This window comes from Orbaceae bacterium BiB, assembly GCA_036251205.1.
In the GTDB taxonomy this organism is placed as follows: Bacteria; Pseudomonadota; Gammaproteobacteria; order Enterobacterales; family Orbaceae; genus Orbus; species Orbus mooreae.
The window spans coordinates 901,626-918,986 of record CP133958.1 but is presented as its reverse complement, the minus strand read 5'-3'; the positions used below and the strand labels follow the sequence as shown (position 1 = coordinate 918,986).

Genomic DNA, 17,361 nt, shown 5'->3' with positions numbered 1-17,361 from the left:
TATGGTGAGAATTGGGCATGGTTTTGATGTGCATCGCTTTGGTAATGAAGGTCCTTTAACTTTAGGTGGAGTGAAAGTTCCTTATGAACAAGGGTTTTTAGCCCATTCCGATGGTGATGTTGTATTGCATGCGGTGACAGATGCAATATTAGGTGCGTTAGCGCTTGGTGATATTGGTAAACATTTTCCAGATACAGATAACCAATATAAAGGTATCGATAGCAGAATTTTATTAAAAAAAGCATTTGATTTGATTCGTTCAAAAGGTTATATCATATCCAATCTAGATGTGACTATTATCGCACAAGAACCAAAGATGCAACCTCATATACCTCAGATGCGAATTAATATTGCCGAAGATTTACAAGCTCATTTTGATTTAGTCAGTGTTAAAGCTACAACAACTGAAAAATTAGGATTTACTGGGCGTAAAGAAGGCATTGCTTGTGAAGCTGTCGTATTACTACAAAAAGTAACAGATAAAAAATAAGGCCAAATAATGTTAGATACATTAGATTACTTAAATGGTAAGCCAGTAGTTAAAGGTTTATATAAACAGTTTGAGAGCGATTTTTGTGTTAAAGAAGATTTAGGTTATGATTTGGATGGCGAGGGGGAACACGTCTTCGTCAGTATCGAAAAACAAAATTGTAATACGCTGTTTGTTGCGGAACAGTTGGCTAAGTTTGCTGGTATTCCTGCTAAACTAGTGAGTTATGCAGGTTTAAAAGATCGCAATGCAGTAACTGTACAGTGGTTTGGTTTACATATTCCAGGTAAGACAACGCCTGATTTTTCATTATTTGTGTTGGAAGGTTGTAAGGTATTACACGTTGAGAGACATAGTAAAAAATTGCGTATTGGTAACTTGAAAGGTAATTTTTTCTCATTAATACTGCGTGATATTGATAATAAAAGTGAACTGGAAAGACGCTTAACTCAAGTATTAGAAAATGGGGTTCCTAATTATTTTGGTGAACAGCGATTTGGTAAAGAGAATAATAATATCGACCAAGCGATGTTATGGGCAAAAGGGGAGATAAACGTTAAGGATCGTAAAAAACGTAGTTTTTATCTCTCAGCTGCGCGTAGTGCTATTTTTAATGGTGTCGTAAGTGAACGCATTGTTAAAAATTTTGATAAAATAGTCCTTAATGGTGATATTTTGCAGTTAGCTGAACGTGGTAGCTGGTTTATTGCACAACACGAAGAGTTAATGATTCTACAGCAACGAATTAACAACAAAGAAATTAATATTACAGCTCCAATGCTTGGTGATAATGGTCCAGGAACAAAAGATGATGCATTGCAGTTTGAACAAGCTTATATTGAGACAAATTGGGCCGATTTTTTACCGCTATTTCGGCAAGAACGACTTGAAACATCACGACGTTCAGTAGTATTAAGACCGAAAGAGATGACTTGGATATGGCAAGATGAGCAAATATTACAAGTGAATTTTTGGTTGCCAGCTGGAAGCTATGCAACAGCAGTATTGCGAGAATTAATATTATAAATTGGCATACTAAGGATTCATATTGATGGTAAATGTTAAAATGAAATCATTAATTGCTAACTTGGCCACTTTAGGGATAAAAGATAGTCGTGTTTTAAATGCGATATCTACTGTGCCAAGAGAGCGTTTTATTGATGAAGCGCTCTCTCACCAAGCGTATGATAATCGTTCATTACCCATTGGTGTAGGGCAAACAATATCACAACCTTATATTGTGGCAAAAATGACTGAGTTATTACAATTAAAACCGTCATCTAAAATTCTCGAAATTGGTACTGGTTCTGGATATCAAACTGCAATATTAGCTCATTTAGTTGAACATGTATGTTCAATTGAACGAATTAAAAGTTTGCAATGGAATGCCAAGCGTCGCTTAAAACAGTTAGACATACATAATGTGTCAACGCGTCATGGTGATGGTTGGTTTGGTTGGCCAGAAAGAGCTCCTTTTGACGGGATTATTGTAACTGCTGCTGCCACCGAAATACCTAAAGAATTAGTTTATCAACTCGCTGATAAAGGCCGTTTAGTTGTGCCAGTTGGAGAACATCAACAGTCACTACAAGTTATTGAACGGGATAATGATAAATTTAGGCAAAGTATTATTGAACCTGTAAAATTTGTTCCTTTAGTCAAAGGCGAATTATTATAATTTATCTGTATTTTACCAACTAATACTATTTTTTAAGCATTTAGATTTACACCGTTAGATTAATTTAAACAGTTTTTTGCAACAAAATACACCCTATTGTCATGTGTATCACGATCACTTTTATTATATACTAATGTACAATTATGTACGTATATTAATGGAGAGGAACCCGATGTTGTATGGTTTTGACATAGGCGGCACAAAAATTGAAATTGCAGTTTTTGATGAACATTTTCAGCAAATTTGGTGCAAACGTGTACCTACCCCGCAAGATAGCTACGAGGCTTTTTTAGCAAGTGTCGTATCATTGGTTGAAGAAGCCGATAACAAATTTAATACGTTAGGTCAGATTGGTATTGGTATGCCAGGAATGATTGATCATAAAAATCGTACGATCTATACCACTAATATTAACGTTGTAAAAAATAAGCCATTCATTGATGATATTGAAACTAAACTTGGTCGTCCTATTGCTATTAATAATGATGCTAACTGTTTTGCGCTTTCGGAAGCATTAGACGATGAATATCACAATTATCATAATGTTATTAGTGTAATTTTAGGAACTGGGCTCGGTGGTGGTATTGTTATAAATCGGCAAGTCATCTCTGGGGCCAATGGATGTACTGGCGAAATCGGTCACATTCGTTTACCTGTTGATATGTTTACTATTTTAGGTCATGACATTCCATTGATTGAGTGTGGTTGTGGTCAAAAAGGATGTTGTGAGCGTTATCTATCAGGAACAGGCTTTGAATGGTTGTATCAGCATTTCTATCACGAATCGCTGTCAGCAAAAGTCATTATTAATAATTATAATGCTGGTGATGAACGTGCGAATGAGCATGTAGAACGCTATCTTGAACTTTTAGCCGCTTATTTTGGTAATTTAATGATGATTGTTGATGCCGAGTTAATTGTAATTGGTGGTGGTTTGTCTAATTTCGAGCAAATTTATCAACAAGTACCGCAGAGAATGGCTAAATATTTACTCAAACAGATGCGGGTTCCTCATATCGCCAAAGCTAAATATGGTGATTCTGGCGGTGCTCGTGGGGCTGCATTATTAAGTCTTAATACAATATTATAAAAAGCGTATAACTATAATTTTAATAATAAGGAATTGATATGAAAAACAGAATGGTAGTCTCTTTTTTATCAGTAGCAATACTTTCTTGTATGGTTTCAACTGCATTAGCTAGCAACAATATCAATAAAGTTAATTTAGATAAAGTAACACTATTTTTTAAAGGTGCGGAGTTGCAAGGATCATCGACTGTTGCTGTTCCCCAAGGTGAAAGTGAAATTATACTTACTCAGTTAGCGAATAATATTAATGTTAATTCCATTAATGTAAGTATCGGTAACAATGCAATGATTTTATCTACGACTTTGGAAAATAACTATCTGATTAAACAAGAGCCATCAGCTCAAGTGCAGCAATTAAAAGACGAATTGGAACAACTTGAAAATCAGTATCAAACTTTGAATATTAAATTAGTTGTTGTTAATGAGGAGATCGCTTTATTAAAAAATAATCGTATTGATAGTATTAACCAGGCAAAAAATTCGTTAAATGATGCATCATTAACCATTAATTTTATTAAAGATAATTTAGCTAAAGCATTAACAGAACAAAATAATATTGAAAAATCGTTGGCAGAAGTTGAGACTAAAATTGAAGCTCACCAAAATCAAATTGCACTTGAAGATGGATATAATCAAACTGGTGTAAAAGCAATAAAAGTTAAACTGTATGCATCTGAACCACAAACATTACCTGTAACCGTTTCCTATTTAACTCCAGATGCGGGTTGGGCCCCTATTTATGATGTTCGAGTAAAAGATATTAATTCTCCAGTTCAGTTAACTTATAAGGCTAATGTGTATCAGCATAGTGGATTGGTGTGGGATAAAGTTGATTTTACGTTATCAACAGCTAACCCAAGTGAAGGGATTACTGCGCCAGAACCAAGTCCTTGGTATATTTATTTGAATAACGGTAAGTCTTATGGCTCTTTTGCCGTCCCTAAGGCGATGGCTCCGACTGCTTATCTGAAAGATATTGATTCTGACTATAGAGAAATAAAACAAAAAAATAGTTTTACTGATTACGTAATTACTAGCAATAATGGTTTAAATACACAGTTTAATATTACTTTGCCATATACTATTATGGGATATAGTAATGACAATATTTTGACGTTAACAGAAAAAGAAGTTAAAGCAGATTATCGTTATACTGCAACCCCTAAACTTGACAGTAGTGCTTTCCTACAAGCTCAAATTAGTGACTGGGATACTTTGTCACTATTACCAGGAAAATCAACAGTATTTTATGCTGGTAATTATATCGGGGAAGGGTATATTACGACTCAAGGTGTGAAGGATAAGTTAAATATTTCTTTAGGTCGTGATAAAGAAATTATTATTACCCGTAATCAGGATCTTAATGAAAAATCTAAGCCTTCATTTTTTGGTAATGATATTAGTCAAAAATTTGCTTATACGATTGATATGAAAAATACCAAAAACTCTCCAATTGATATTACGATTTATGATCAGTTACCCGTGATTCAAAATAAAGCAGTTAGTTTAGAAGATGCTAAGTATCAAGGTGCTGAATATAATAAAGATACCGGATTAATAACATGGCATATCAACTTACAGGCAAAAGAGATGAAACAACTACCATTTAGTTTTAAACTAAGTTATCCAAAAGATAAAGCTGATAATATTATTGGTTTATAAGATTAAATGATAAATGGTCAATTATATTGAATTATTAGATAAGTTAAAATCCAATGGTGCGATAGCGCCGTTGGATTTTCATCTGGCTTGTTTTCTTACTCGTCAATCAAATCTTGTTGAACCAGTAGCTCAGGCTCGTTTCGCATTGTTAATTGCTTGGCTAAGTATTGAGGTTAGATCTGGACATGTTTGCATTAATTTATCTGAAATCACAAAAACTAATTTAGAGTATCGTTTTGGTAGAGAGTTGACCAATTATTTATTTAATGCTCTAAACTATCCGACCAATGAAGATTGGTTTATGTTATGTCGAGAATTAGGTGAGAGTATGGTTGGCGCTGGTGATGTGCTTTCACCATTTGTTTTGCATACTAATCGTCTCTATTTTCAGCGTATGTGGCAATATGAAAAACACGTTGCTGGCTATTTTAATCACCGCTTACAGCTCGAAGTTCCAAATAGTATGGCTAAAACATGGTTAAGCCAATTATTCCCTGATGATTCGGATAATGAAATTGATTGGCAAAAAGTTGCAACGGCTTCAGCTATTATTCACCCAGTAACCATTGTTTCTGGTGGCCCTGGTACAGGTAAGACAACGACGATCAGTAAAATTTTAGTGATGTTAACCGCACTTCATCAAGAACAATCATTACAACCACTACGCATTATAGCTGCGGCTCCAACCGGTAAAGCTGCTGCAAGATTAACCGAGTCATTATCAAAAGCATTAGCTACTCTGGATGTTCCTCAGACTATTAAAAAGTGCATTCCAGTTGAGGCTGTTACTTTACATCGATTATTGGGGGCAACAATATCGAGTAATAAATATCTTTATAATCAAGATAATCCATTAAGTGTTGATATTTTACTTATTGATGAAGCTTCCATGATTGATTTACCGATGATGTCTAGTGTGATTGCCGCATTACCAGAAACCAGTCGATTAATTTTACTTGGCGATAAAGAACAACTATCCTCCGTAGAGGCTGGTGCTGTTTTTGGTGATCTTTGTGAACAGTTAAATCATGGCTATAGCCATCAACATGTTCAGCTTATCACTCAATTAACTGGATATCATTTAATAGCAAAAAATACTCAATTAACAACGGCTGATAGTATTTGTTTATTACAAAAGAGTTATCGATTCTCTCATCAATCAGGTATTGGCTTATTATCTTCTTTTGTTAAAGAAGGACAAAACCAAAATGCTCTTCAATTACTACTACATCAAGAATTTAATGATATTGCTTTTTATATGATGGAAAGTGGTGAGGAGTATCGGTATGCTGTTGAACAGTGTGCTGATGCTTATCAAGCATATCTAAACATAATTATGATGAATCCATACGATGTTATGGCTGTTTTAGAAGCTTTTGCACAATTTAGGCTACTTTGTGCATTAAGAGATGGTCCATTTGGTGTTAAAGGGCTAAATAAAGTTATTGAGAACAGATTAAAACAATACGGACATATTACAATTGCTAAACAGGATGCTTGGTATATAGGTCGGCCAATAATGATATTAAAGAATAGTTTTTCTTTAGGTCTATTTAATGGTGATATCGGTATAACACTACCTGCGGCCGATGATAGCAATAAATTGAAGGTCTATTTTTTATTACCGAATGGACAAATTAAGGGTGTTTCACCTTTTCGACTACCTGAACATGAAACAGCTTATGCAATGACAATTCATAAATCACAAGGTTCTGAATTTCAACGTATTGCGATTATTCTTCCCAATGAATATACGCCTTTATTAAGTCGTTCTCTGCTATATACTGCAATAACCAGATCAAAAGAGCATGTTGCTATCTATTCATCAAAAAATATTATTGAAAAAACGATCAATACACAAATTAATCGTCAGAGTGGTTTAGCTGACTTACTGATATAAAATGCTATATTCACTAATAAAAAAGGGCCAAAAGGCCCTTTTTTATTAGTGAATGATTTTGGCTAAGAAATCTTTTGCACGATCACTTTGTGGATTATTAAAGAACTGCTCTTTTGAAGTATCTTCAATAATTTCACCTGCATCCATAAAGATGACGCGGTGAGCAACTTTACGAGCAAAGCCCATTTCATGAGTTACAACCATCATGGTCATACCTTCATAAGCAAGTTCAACCATAACATCTAATACTTCATTAACCATTTCAGGATCAAGTGCTGAAGTTGGTTCATCAAATAACATAACAACGGGGTCCATACATAACGCTCTTGCGATTGCTACGCGTTGTTGTTGACCACCTGAAAGCTGGCTAGGCAGCTTGTGTGCATGCTCAGCTAGACCGACTCGTTCTAATAGGCTATGCGCTTTTTCTTGAGCTTCTGCTTCTGAACGATTAAGAACTTTTACTTGTGCAAGCGTTAAGTTTTTCAATATGGTTAAATGAGGAAATAATTCAAAGTGCTGAAACACCATACCCACTTTAGAACGTAATTGCGCTAAATTTGTTGATAACTTAGTAATCTCGGTCTCTCCGATAAAAATTTGTCCCTGTTGCACAGGTTCTAAGCCATTAACTGTTTTAATTAATGTTGATTTTCCAGAACCCGAAGGGCCACACACAACAACAACTTCGCCTTTTTTAACGTCGGTTGAACAATTTTTTAATACTTGGAATTTACCATACCATTTGGATACATTTTTTAAGGAAATCATTTTTAATCCTTTTTCAAATAACTAACTAAAAGTGACGCACTGAAACTGATAATAAAGTAGCATATAGCGGCAAAAATAATCATAGAATATTCTGCAGTACCACCTTGTTGTTTACCAATCAATGTAACGCTTGCTCCAAATAGATCGATCAAGCTCATCACATAAACTAATGAGGTATCTTGGAATAAAATAATACCTTGTGTCAATAATAACGGAACCATTGCTTTAAATGCTTGAGGTAAAATAATCAAACGCATTGCCTGACTCTTTGTCATTCCCAAAGCGAATGCTGCATTATATTGACCTTTACTTACAGCATTAATACCAGCTCGAATAATTTCTGAATAGTAAGCAGCTTCAAACAGTGCAAAAGCAATCATTGCACAGGCAACCCTTACATCAGCATAAGGTGGTAAATTAAATAAATATTTTATTAATTGTGGAAAGACAAAATAGAACCACAATAACACTAATAATAATGGAATTGACCGGAATAAATTCACATAACTTTGTGCAAAGATTCTCAACACTTTATAATTAGATAAACGCATCAACGCTAATGCAGTACCCCAAACAATCCCGACAATAATTGCGGTAACTGTAATTTTTAAAGTTAAGCCAAATCCGTCTAATAATACTCCAGAGCTACTCATCACCATTGATGGAATATCAGCAATCCAACTAAATAACTGCATGGGTTAACCTCCATTCATCATATTTGGTAAACGCGTTCTTCTTTCAACGATACGCATTATACGAATAATGGCATAATTGACTAAGGCAAAAGCCAAAGTAACACCACACAAAATTTCAACAATACTGTTGGTTGACTCATTAATTCGATCTATTTGTCCTGTCAAATCAAGAAGTCCAATAGTTGAAGCAATTGATGAGTTTTTAATGATATTAGTCATTTCGGAAGTTAAAGTGGGTACAATTTTACGATAGGCATTTGGTAATAAAATTGAAAAATAAGTTTGCGTTTGTGTTAAGCCTAAAGCTAAGGCTGCGTATTTTTGACCGCGTGGTAACGTTTGTAATCCTGTTCTTACCTGCTCTGCTACACGGGCAGAGGTAAATAGGCCTAATGCAATTGCTGCCAGAATAAAAATCTGTATTTCCGGGTCAAGTTCTTGCATAAACCAAATTTTAAACGAGCCACTAAGCATTTGTGGTACAAGGGTATACCATAGAAATATCTGTACAAGTAATGGAATATTACGGAACAGCTCTATATAACAAGCGGCAATATTTCTTACCCATTTGCTATCTAATGTACGCATAATGCCGACTACTGAGCCAAAAACAAAAGCAATGATCCAAGCAGATATTGCCAATGAAATTGTTACAGCAAGACCAGCTAAGAGCCAGTATAGGTAAATACCGTCACCATATGGTGTTGGTTCAAAAAATAGTGTCCAATTAAAATTCATAATCTTACAATGTGCTTTTATTCATTAGGTTTGTACTGAATGTTAATCCATTCAGTACCTTGATTTACTGATATGATGAAATCTAATCTAACGCATTGTCATTAGGTGAAGCGAATAATTCAACCATTTTCGGTGAAATTTCTAGATCCATATTGGCATTTTTTGGTGGTACAGGCTGAGTGAACCAACGATTATATGACTCTAATGCTTTACCTGATGTTTGTGCATCAGCAATAGTTTTATCAATCAATTCTTTAAATTGTTGATCATCTTTTCTTAACATACAACCGTAGGCTTCATAAGACAGCGGTTCACCAACAATCACCCATTCAGATGGATTAATCGCTCTTGAACGTTCACCAGCAAGTAGTGCGTCATCCATTAAAAATGCAGCTGCACGGCCGGTTTCAAGTGCTTTAAATGCATCACTATGATCTTTTGGGGTAACAATTCGGAGTTTAAGATTATCCTTATTGTTAATTCGGTTTAAACGTATTTCAGAAGTTGTTCCTGCAGTAGTAACAACATTTTTACCTTTAAGGTCTTCAATGCTATTAATATTACTGTCTTTATTGACTAAAAAGCGTGTACCAACAATAAAAATAGTATCCGAAAAATCGACAACTTTTTGTCGCTCAAGGTTATTTGTTGTTGAACCACATTCAAAATCGTAAGTATAATTATTTAACAATTGAATACGCGTTTTAGATGTTACAGGTAAATATCTTACTTGCAAATTAGGCATGTTGAGCTCTTTTTTCACTGCATCAACAATTAAATTTGAGTAGTCTTGTGAATAACCCACAATATTTTGGTTGTTGTCATAGTAAGAAAAAGGAATCGATGATTCACGGTGACCAACAACGATAACGCCGGAGTCTTTTATTTTTGCTAATGTGCCAGTTAACTCTTGTGCGTTTACGGCCGAGCTAGCTAAGCCAAGTAATGCAAAAGACAACATTAATCGGGTTAGTTTATTGGTGGATTTTTTTTGATTAATCATACTCATCTCCTCTTTCTTCTGATTGTATTGCCTTAAAAATATTGAATATTTTATCAGCAGCGGGCTATTATAACTGATTTTTGCTTACAAATGTATTATTTTTGCATATTTATGCTATTACTAACATTAATCTAACGTTTAATAAACAACTGTTATTCGTAATATAAGCAAAAAATATGCCAGAATAATTAATTTTTTCGCCGTATGAAAAAGATGATGATTAAGATTAAAAGAAGAACATAGTAAGGATAATTTCCCCACTTGGCATAAGGTGTTAGCCCTGTGTTTGGATTGAGTTGTGTTGACAGTGCTCCTATTTCAAATTGTGGTATCTGCTTCTCAATCAAGCCTTGTGGTGAAATAACGGTAGTGATTCCATTGTTGGTACTACGTAGCAGTGTTCTACCAAATTCGAGTGCTCTTGCTCTAGCCATTTGCAAATGTTGCCAAGGCCCGATGCTATTACCAAACCATGCATCATTTGAAACTGTAAGTAAAAAATCAGTATCTTCGGTAAAATTTTGCCATATCAAGTCAGACAAAATAACCTCATAGCAAATGACTGTAGCAAATTTAAACTGTTTCATCACGAGTGGTTGTTGCAAGGTTGGGCCCGGAGACATTGATGACATTGGAATATTTAATAATTCTGCAATTGGTTTGAGTAGTGATTCAAACGGTGTATATTCACCAAAAGGGACCAAATGATGTTTTAAATAACGATTAGTCGTTGGATATTGATAAGGTTTACTATCACCTAGCACAATTAACGCATTATAAATTTGGTAATCATTCTGTTTTTTTGTTAAATCAAGAATACCAACAGCAATAGCCGTATTATTTTCTATTGCTATTTGATCTAAGGCTCGCAAATAACTTTGTTGATTTAACTCAAGATCTGTAATTGCTGCTTCAGGCCAAATAATAATATCACTTTGTTTTATATATTGTTCTGTTAGTTGACTATAAATATCAAGCGTTTGGTTTAATTGTTCTTTATTCCAGCGAAGCGATTGTTGAATATTCCCTTGTACGAGGGTAATATTAGCTTGCCTAGAAGTATCGATTTGTGTCCAATTAACAGTTTCGAACCAATAAGATGCAAAAAATAGCACCAATATGGTGCATGCAGCACTATATAAATGCGATTTTATTATTACTTGGTGGTATTTTAGATGTATGGCTAATTGATAAATCAGATAAGATAATAGACCGCAACAGAAAGAAAAAACAAGATTAACACCATTGATGCCTAATATAGGAAATAGGCCACCAAGTGGAGCATCTAATTGGCTATAGCCAAACTGTAGCCACGCGAAACCGTTTAGTAAAGTGCCTCGTATAAATTCAGTAAGCTGCCAAATTAATGGTGCAAGTAGGGCTAATTGCTTAAATGAGTATGGCGGGCAATATTTATTCAATAAACGCAATAATATTGTAAATATCATTGGATAGATAGAAAGATAACTAATCAATAAACCTAATATGATAATAGCTAAAGGTAGGGGCAAATCCCCATACTGTTTGATACTAACGTAAATCCAATGGACACCAGCCGAAAAGTAACCAATACCCCAAATAAACCCAATTAAAGCGGCTTGTTTAACCGTTTTTTTATTAACTAAAAGTAATAATCCACTAAAAGAGATAAATGCGATCGGCCAAATACTAAAAGGAGCATAGCTAAAAACAGCTATTGCTCCTAAAATTAAGCTTATACCTAGTTGAATTAAATATGATTTATTCATCTGCATCTAAATTAGGATCAGCAATACCTTCGGGAAGTGTAACATGTAACTGAATGATGCGACGCTTATCAACTAATACGACTTTAAATTGATAGCCATCAATCGTTGTTGTTTCACCCTTTAAAGGCAATCGACCAAATTGTTGCATAACAAGTCCACCAACCGTATCTACGTCTTCATCACTAAAATCAGTGCTAAAAATTTCATTAAATTCTTCAATACTGGTTAATGCCCGAACAGTATATGATGATGGGGCCAATTTGCGAATATCACGATCTTCTATTTCGTCATATTCATCTTCAATATCACCAACAATAAGTTCTAACACATCTTCAATAGTAACAAGCCCAGAAACACCACCAAATTCATCAATAGCAATTGCCATATGGTAACGCTGCATTCTGAACTCTTTCAACATATGATCTACACGTTTAGCTTCCGGTACTACGACAGCTGGACGCAATATTTTTTTAATATCAAAAGATTCGCTGCCTTGTTTCATAAATATGAGTAAGTCTTTAGCAAGCAAAATTCCTTCGATATGATCACGATCTTCACTAATTACGGGATAACGCGAGTGACCGTATTCAAAAATAATATCTAAACACTCGTCGAGAGTATAATTAACTTTTATCGGGACAATCTGGGTGCGGGGAATCATGATATCACGAACACGTTGCTTGGCTATCTCCATCACGCCTTCAATCATATCTAACGTATCAGGGTCGATAAGTTTATTTTCTTTTGCATCACGAATAAGTTTGATTAGTTCATCTCGATTCTGTGGTTCTGTGTTAAATAATTGACTTAACCATAACGTAAATCCTTTTTTCGATCTCCGGTGATTATCATCATTCATTTTACTATTTTTCCTCTCAATTTATGATTAATATAATGTGTCAATATTGCCTGAAATGATATCAATATCAGGCAATTACTGCAAGATGAAAGTCATCGATGATGCAGTTATATTTTCGTTATAAAATTGCTGTAATATGCTATTCTAGTGTAAAACTAATATGGGTTAGCAAATCCAAGCTCAGCCATAATTTCGATTTCGATTCCTTCCATCTCTTCAGCTTCATCATCCTCAATATGATCATAGCCAAGTAAATGTAAACAGCCGTGTACGATCATATGTGCCCAATGAGACGATAATGATTTTTGCTGTTCATTAGCTTCCCGTTCGACAACTTGTTTGCAAATGATTAAATCACCTAATAGCGGTGTTTCAATCTCAATTGGTGATTCAAAAGGGAAAGAGAGCACATTAGTCGGTTTATCTTTATGGCGATAAGTATTATTAAGATGTTGGCTCTCTTCTTCATCAACGATACGAATAGTCAGCTCCGCTTCACTCATAAACGGTGGTAGAATGATATTTAGCCACTGATCAATTTGCTCTTCACTTGGCAGGTTATCCTGATTTTGTGTCGCAATTTGTAAATCTAAAATAATTGTACTCATGTATTATTCCCGATGGTAAGGGTGGTTGGTCGTAATACTCCAAGCCCGATAAAGGCTTTCAGCAACAATAACTCTGACTAGAGGATGGGGGAGAGTAAGTGGCGAGAGTGACCAGCTTTGATGAGCGGCTAATTTACAAGCAGGAGATAATCCTTCAGGGCCTCCAATTAATAAGCTAATATCACGACCATCGGCTTTCCATTTTTCTAACTGTTGAGCAAGTTCTTCGGTTGTGAACGGTTTACCTGGAATATCTAAGGTAACAATTCTATTACCTTTTCCACAACTCGCCAGCATCTGCTCGCCTTCTTTATCAAGTATTCGAACAATATCAGCATTCTTTGCCCGTTTCCCTGCTGGAATCTCTACCAGTTCAAAAGGCATATCTTTAGGAAAACGTGATGAATAATCATTAAATGCAGTCGTTACCCATTGGGGCATTTTAGTTCCTACTGCAATAAGCTGGATTTTCATCGATTATTGTACCCAAAGCTTTTCAAGTTCGTAAAGTTGGCGGCTTTCTTCTTGCATAACATGAACGATGACCGTATCCATATCAACCACAACCCAATCTGAATCAGCTTGGCCTTCTGCACCTAAGACTAAATAACCCTGTTTTTTTGCTTCATCTAATAAATAAGATGCAATAGAGCTCACATGACGGCTTGAGGTCCCCGTACAGATGACCATATAATCAGTAATACTTGATTTACCTTTAACATTGATAGTAACAATGTCTGTACCTTTTAAATCATCAATTTTGTCGATGATAAAATCTTGAAGTGATTGCTGCAAAATAATTCTCTTTTGTTATCTAAAAATATCTGCTAACTATAGCATATTTTTGTTATTGCGCATAATGCCAAGTACGATAAAGAGCTATATTGTAATGGATGAAAACTGAAATATTTTTGCTAAGATTATTTTTAATCATAAATTTTTTACAAGACGATATTCGAACCTGACATAAATCATTCATAATGCGTAGTAAATAGTATAAGAACAAATTATTTGTATAACATAGTTATAGCCAGTTAAATAGGAATAATAACCTCGCATTCTTAAAATATTATAATAGCTAAAGTGATTGATTTATCCTTCCTAATCGATGCACTATTTTATTAACGATATAAGTAATTAGCTAACAACTGTTCCTATTTTTATTATTTTTTTTATCACTGATAAAAGCTGTTACAATCAGGTATTTTTTATAATAATGAGAAAAGTAAATAATAATTGTTGTTGTTCAGCTTACAAGTGTACGCTATAATTAACTCAATTTTACAGACATAAATTAAATCATTTTTAAGTGGAGCTCTAAGTTAATGAAACGAGTTGTAATAACAGGGTTAGGAATTTTATCAAGCATTGGTAATGACAAAAAAGAAGTCTTAGATTCATTAAAAGTTGGTAAAAGTGGTATCACGTTTTCCCAAAAGATGAAAGATAGTGGTATGCGTAGCCACGTTTGGGGAAATGTTAAATTAGATACTACAGGTCTTATTGATCGCAAAGTTGTTCGCTTTATGAATGATGCATCTATTTATGGTTATCTGGCAATGCAACAGGCGATTGAAGATTCAAAATTAGCACCAGAACAAGTCTCAAATCCAAGAACGGGTCTTATTGTTGGTTATGGTGGTTCAACAAAGAATCAATATGACGCAGTTGAAGGGATGAAAACGAAAGGTTTACGAGGTGTAGGTCCTTACGCGGTAACGCGTTCAATGTCATCTGCTATTTCAGCATGTCTTGCGACTCCATTCCAGATTAAAGGTGTTAGTTATTCAATGACTTCAGCATGTGCAACTTCTGTTCACTGTATTGGTCATGCTGCTGAGCTTATCCAATTAGGTAAACAAGATGTGGTATTTGCTGGTGGTGGTGAAGAGCTTGGCTGGGAAATGTCTTGTGAATTTGATGCTATGGGCGCATTATCAACCAAGTATAATGACACGCCAGAAAAAGCTTCACGTGCTTATGATGCAAATCGCGATGGATTTGTTATTGCTGGTGGTGCTGGGATGGTTGTTGTTGAAGAGCTCGAACATGCATTAGCGCGTGGTGCTCATATTTATGGTGAAATTGTGGGTTATGCAGCGACTTCTGATGGACAAGATATGGTTTCTCCTTCAGGAGAAGGTGCATTACGTTGTATGCAACTGGCTATTCAAGACCTTGATACTCCAATTGATTATATCAATACTCATGGTACGTCAACACCAATTGGTGATGTGAAAGAACTGTGGGCGATTAAACAAGTATTTGGTGATAATGTTCCAGCAATTTCATCTACAAAATCAATGACAGGACACTCATTAAGTGCTACCGGTGCTCAAGAAGTGATTTATTCATTATTAATGATGGAAAATAGCTTTATTACTCCAAGTATTAATATTGATGAGCTTGACGAAGCAGCTAAGGGAATGAATATTATTACTAAGCCAACTGAAAGAGAATTGACTACAGTAATGTCAAATAGTTTCGGATTTGGTGGTACAAATGCAACAATTGTGTTAAAAAAATATGCATAATTGACGTTTGTCATCAAAAAAAGCGCTCATATTGAGCGCTTTTTTTATATTGCAATGACTGTCTATTAAAATAAAGTTATTATGTATTGAGATAAATTATAAGACCTTACTTAAAAACAGCTGTGTTCTTTCATTTTGTGGATTACTAAAGATCTGTTCAGGTGAACCTTGTTCCTGAATAATACCCTGGTCAATAAAAATGATACGATCAGACATCTCTCTAGCAAAACCCATTTCATGAGTGACAACAATCATTGTCATGCCTTCTAATGCTAAATTTTTCATTACTGCTAATACTTCGCCGACTAATTCAGGATCAAGAGCTGAAGTTGGTTCGTCAAATAACATGACTTTAGGATCCATCATTAATGCTCTTGCAATTGCAACGCGTTGCTGCTGACCACCAGATAGTTGACTTGGAAAGGCGTTAATTTTATCGAGCAGGCCAACTTTTTCAAGTAATGTTTTAGCCTTTTCAATAGCATCTTTTTTAGCGATTTTTTTTACATCCATTGGCGCTAAAATTAAATTATCCAACACAGACATATGCGGGAACAGATTAAAGCGCTGAAATACCATTCCAACGGTTTCTCTTAATTTATTTAAACTTGTTTTATGGTCGTGGATTTTAAAGTTATTAATAACGATTTCACCGGAGGAAAGTTCTTCTAATGCATTGATACAACGCAGAAAAGTACTTTTCCCTGAACCCGAAGGACCAATTACCGAGATCACTTCTTGCTCTTTAATATGGCAAGATATTCCTTGTAATACACGAGTTGTGCCAAAGTGTTTTTCTAAATTTTTAATGTGAATCACTTTTTGCGAACCTTTTTTCCATATACTGAACTAATAATGATAATAAGAATGTCATACACCAATATACTACAGATATTACCAAATAAGGTTCAGTATAAGAACCATAAGTGGCACCAGCTGTTCTTGCTGCATAGGCTAAATCAGCTAAGCCAATTGCAGCCCCTAGTGAAGAGTCTTTCAAAATAGCAATCGCATTATTACCTAATGGCGGTAGCATACGTCTAAAAGCTTGAGGTAAAATGACTTTTCGCATAGTACTAAAGTAAGACATTCCTAAGGAACGAGCAGCTTCTGTCTGTCCTTTGTCAATAGACTGAATTCCTGCTCTAAAAATTTCAGAGATATAAGCTCCTGCATTAAGTGTAATGGCGATTACACATGAAATAAAGGCGCCGTATTGAGTACGTAGTACTCTTGCTGTCTCAACTGAAATTAAATTATCAGAAACTAATAAACCATCTCTTGGGTTAATCAAAAAAGGCATTAGAACAAAATGGACTACCATTATTTGGACAAATAGCGGCGTTCCACGAAATGCACTGACATAGATACGAACTGGCCACTGAACAAGCAATAACAAGAGATATTTTGAGATACCATGTTTTGCATGTGATGTTCTTCCCACACCAAGGATTAGTCCCCAACATGTACCCAGAATGACACAGAGTAGGGTACATTTGATTGTCATTATTCCCCCTTCAATAAAAAGAGGGTAATAATCTTTAATAATTTCCCAACGAAAATTCATAAGTAGATCCAATTATTAC

Annotated in this window: 18 protein-coding genes; 7 read left to right on the top strand and 11 right to left on the bottom strand. The window is 35.0% G+C overall.

The window, feature by feature from the left end; translation table 11 throughout:
* Positions 1-4: 4 nt before the first annotated feature.
* From ispF to recD, 6 genes are all read left to right on the top strand, one after another.
* Complete coding sequence (gene ispF / locus RHO11_04335) at positions 5-490, top strand: 2-C-methyl-D-erythritol 2,4-cyclodiphosphate synthase (GenBank protein ID WVD62848.1); 486 nt, start codon at positions 5-7, stop codon at positions 488-490.
* 9 nt (positions 491-499) lie between these two features.
* Positions 500-1,516: a tRNA pseudouridine(13) synthase TruD gene (gene truD / locus RHO11_04330; protein ID WVD62362.1), complete on the top strand. Its 1,017-nt coding sequence runs from the start codon at positions 500-502 to the stop codon at positions 1,514-1,516.
* Between the two features lie 25 nt (positions 1,517-1,541).
* Positions 1,542-2,168 carry a protein-L-isoaspartate(D-aspartate) O-methyltransferase gene (locus RHO11_04325; GenBank protein WVD62361.1) on the top strand — a complete coding sequence of 209 codons (627 nt, stop codon included), beginning with the start codon at positions 1,542-1,544 and terminating at the stop codon, positions 2,166-2,168.
* Between the two features lie 172 nt (positions 2,169-2,340).
* Positions 2,341-3,258 (top strand): N-acetylglucosamine kinase, encoded by a 918-nt coding sequence (gene nagK / locus RHO11_04320; GenBank protein ID WVD62360.1) that lies wholly within the window; start codon positions 2,341-2,343, stop codon positions 3,256-3,258.
* Positions 3,259-3,296: 38 nt separating this feature from the next.
* On the top strand, positions 3,297-4,919 hold the full coding sequence (locus RHO11_04315) for a mucoidy inhibitor MuiA family protein (protein WVD62359.1): 1,623 nt from the start codon (positions 3,297-3,299) through the stop codon (positions 4,917-4,919).
* A 13-nt stretch (positions 4,920-4,932) separates the two neighbouring features.
* Entirely contained in the window at positions 4,933-6,819 is a 1,887-nt protein-coding gene (gene recD, locus RHO11_04310; protein ID WVD62358.1) for an exodeoxyribonuclease V subunit alpha, read from the top strand.
* Positions 6,820-6,864: 45 nt separating this feature from the next.
* Here recD and RHO11_04305 read toward each other — a convergent pair whose 3' ends face one another.
* The 9 genes from RHO11_04305 to rsfS all read right to left on the bottom strand — a co-directional run bounded on the left by RHO11_04305 (position 6,865) and on the right by rsfS (position 14,039).
* Positions 6,865-7,590: an amino acid ABC transporter ATP-binding protein gene (locus RHO11_04305; GenBank protein WVD62357.1), complete on the bottom strand. Its 726-nt coding sequence runs from the start codon at positions 7,588-7,590 to the stop codon at positions 6,865-6,867.
* A gap of 2 nt (positions 7,591-7,592) precedes the next feature.
* The gene (locus tag RHO11_04300; GenBank protein WVD62356.1) at positions 7,593-8,285 is read right to left on the bottom strand and encodes an ABC transporter permease subunit; all 693 of its coding nucleotides are present in this window, start codon (positions 8,283-8,285) and stop codon (positions 7,593-7,595) included.
* Positions 8,286-8,288: 3 nt separating this feature from the next.
* On the bottom strand, positions 8,289-9,023 hold the full coding sequence (locus RHO11_04295) for an amino acid ABC transporter permease (protein ID WVD62355.1): 735 nt from the start codon (positions 9,021-9,023) through the stop codon (positions 8,289-8,291).
* Positions 9,024-9,105: 82 nt separating this feature from the next.
* Positions 9,106-10,026, bottom strand: a complete 921-nt coding sequence (locus RHO11_04290) for a glutamate/aspartate ABC transporter substrate-binding protein (protein WVD62354.1) — start codon at positions 10,024-10,026, stop codon at positions 9,106-9,108.
* A gap of 188 nt (positions 10,027-10,214) precedes the next feature.
* Entirely contained in the window at positions 10,215-11,774 is a 1,560-nt protein-coding gene (gene lnt, locus RHO11_04285) for an apolipoprotein N-acyltransferase (protein ID WVD62353.1), read from the bottom strand.
* Positions 11,767-12,633 (bottom strand): CNNM family magnesium/cobalt transport protein CorC, encoded by an 867-nt coding sequence (gene corC, locus RHO11_04280; protein ID WVD62352.1) that lies wholly within the window; start codon positions 12,631-12,633, stop codon positions 11,767-11,769. The genes lnt and corC overlap by 8 nt, the downstream gene beginning before the upstream one ends.
* Positions 12,634-12,788: 155 nt before the next feature.
* On the bottom strand, positions 12,789-13,241 hold the full coding sequence (gene ybeY / locus RHO11_04275; protein WVD62351.1) for an rRNA maturation RNase YbeY: 453 nt from the start codon (positions 13,239-13,241) through the stop codon (positions 12,789-12,791).
* 3 nt (positions 13,242-13,244) lie between these two features.
* On the bottom strand, positions 13,245-13,715 hold the full coding sequence (gene rlmH, locus RHO11_04270) for a 23S rRNA (pseudouridine(1915)-N(3))-methyltransferase RlmH (protein ID WVD62350.1): 471 nt from the start codon (positions 13,713-13,715) through the stop codon (positions 13,245-13,247).
* A 3-nt stretch (positions 13,716-13,718) separates the two neighbouring features.
* Positions 13,719-14,039 carry a ribosome silencing factor gene (rsfS, locus tag RHO11_04265; protein WVD62847.1) on the bottom strand — a complete coding sequence of 107 codons (321 nt, stop codon included), beginning with the start codon at positions 14,037-14,039 and terminating at the stop codon, positions 13,719-13,721.
* Between the two features lie 527 nt (positions 14,040-14,566).
* Here rsfS and fabB point away from each other — a divergent pair.
* Entirely contained in the window at positions 14,567-15,775 is a 1,209-nt protein-coding gene (fabB, locus tag RHO11_04260) for a beta-ketoacyl-ACP synthase I (GenBank protein WVD62349.1), read from the top strand.
* 96 nt (positions 15,776-15,871) lie between these two features.
* Here fabB and RHO11_04255 read toward each other — a convergent pair whose 3' ends face one another.
* Together RHO11_04255 and RHO11_04250 are read right to left on the bottom strand one after the other, a co-directional pair.
* Positions 15,872-16,594 (bottom strand): amino acid ABC transporter ATP-binding protein, encoded by a 723-nt coding sequence (locus tag RHO11_04255; protein WVD62348.1) that lies wholly within the window; start codon positions 16,592-16,594, stop codon positions 15,872-15,874.
* Positions 16,581-17,342, bottom strand: coding sequence for an amino acid ABC transporter permease (locus tag RHO11_04250; protein ID WVD62347.1), 762 nt, complete (start codon positions 17,340-17,342; stop codon positions 16,581-16,583). The genes RHO11_04255 and RHO11_04250 overlap by 14 nt, the downstream gene beginning before the upstream one ends.
* Positions 17,343-17,361 lie beyond the last annotated feature (19 nt).